General features: G+C 35.2%; 2 protein-coding genes. One reads left to right on the top strand and one right to left on the bottom strand.

Features of this window, described 5'->3' with window-relative positions; translation table 11 throughout:
* Positions 1 to 425, bottom strand: a 425-nt coding sequence (locus AC6F75_RS09565; RefSeq protein ID WP_500714785.1) for a M48 family metalloprotease, incomplete at its 3' end; no start/stop codon positions are given.
* A 211-nt stretch (positions 426 to 636) separates the two neighbouring features.
* On the opposite strand from AC6F75_RS09565, the gene AC6F75_RS09560 reads away from it, so the two are divergent.
* The gene (locus AC6F75_RS09560) at positions 637 to 1,140 is read left to right on the top strand and encodes a collagen-like protein (protein ID WP_500714783.1); all 504 of its coding nucleotides are present in this window, start codon (positions 637 to 639) and stop codon (positions 1,138 to 1,140) included.
* Positions 1,141 to 1,354: the final 214 nt, after the last annotated feature.

The raw sequence follows: 1,354 nt of genomic DNA, 5'->3' as shown, positions 1-1,354 counted from the left end.
TTGGCAAGGGCGTGTGCTACTTCATGACCCATAACAGCTGCTATTCGTGCTTCAGTGTTTGCGACAGGTAAAATGCCCGTGTAAAATACAATTTTGCCGCCGGGCATACACCAAGCGTTTACGGCATCGTCCTGAACAAGATTGTATTCCCAACGATAATCATTCAAATAGCCTTGATAACCGTTGGCATTGAGCCAGCGCTCGGATGCGGTGGCAATTTTCTGACCAACATTCTTAATCATATTGGCTTCAGCAGTTCCTGTTACCACTTTATGCTCAGACAAAAACTGATTGTATTGCTGATAAGACATCGGCAAAATTTGAGAATTGGGCACAAGTGCAAGAGTGCTCTTTCCTGTAAAAGGATTTGTAGTACAGCCCAGGAAAAGAACCAGGGCAAATAATACAGGGATATACGTTTTCATAGTAGTCATTTTTTAGTTAAAATAGTGTGTTTTAAACACTCTTAAAAGTAAGTAAAATAGCATTAGCAGTCTAAAAAATAACTTAATTATAACTTTTGTCTTAAAATAAATGTAAATAACAATAAACACGCATTTATTATTCTAAATTTGATAGAATTATATTTTCGGTACACATTTTGTTTCACTACTGAACAACTTAAAATCACCTGTTATGAAAAAAATACTTTTAACCCTCGCAACCATTGCCATTTTATTCACATCATGCGAAGGCCCTCAGGGACCTCCCGGACTTGACGGTATCAATATATTGGGCCAAACTTTTGAAAGAACTGTTAATTTTCAATTCAATCCAAATAGTAATTTACAACAAGTTTCATTGAGTATTGAAAGTCCTTTACGACTTTATGAAAGTGATATTGTCTTACTTTATCGCTTGGAAAATGAATTCCCCGATGTGTGGGGCATGCTGCCCCAAAATTTCTTTTTAGCAAATGGGGATATTATTCAATATGTTTATAACTACTCAATCGATGGTAGTTTTTTCTTTAGTGTAAACCTTTTTATTGATGGAAATTTTAATCTCAACACTTTAGGCTCTGCCTTTACCCAAAACCAAACTTTCCGGATTGTGGTGGTTCCTTCTGATTTTGCCATACAAACCGGGGTTGACATTCACGACTACAACGCAGTAATGAATGCTTTAAATCTGAATTAAAATATTTACACGATCATTCAAACCCTTCTGAACTTGATTTGGAAGGGTTTTTTAATTCATAAATTCACTCTATTTTCATTAAACGGATTGTTAAAACTAAATTTTCGTTAAAAAAACTCGAGCCACTTTTTATTCGTAAATAGTTCCGTTAATTTAGTAATAAAAAAAGTTGCTTTATGTTTTACAAACTCACCTTATGCCTGCTGGCAGTCTC

The sequence above is a fragment of the Planktosalinus sp. genome (assembly GCF_059864935.1).
Note: the sequence above shows the minus strand (reverse complement) of the source record. Positions and strands in the feature narration are given on the sequence as shown.

Bases quoted from the DNA above. Each gene is read 5' to 3' on its own strand.
- AC6F75_RS09560 (WP_500714783.1), top strand. From the start codon at position 637: ATGAAAAAAATACTTTTAACCCTCGCAACCATTGCCATTTTATTCACA.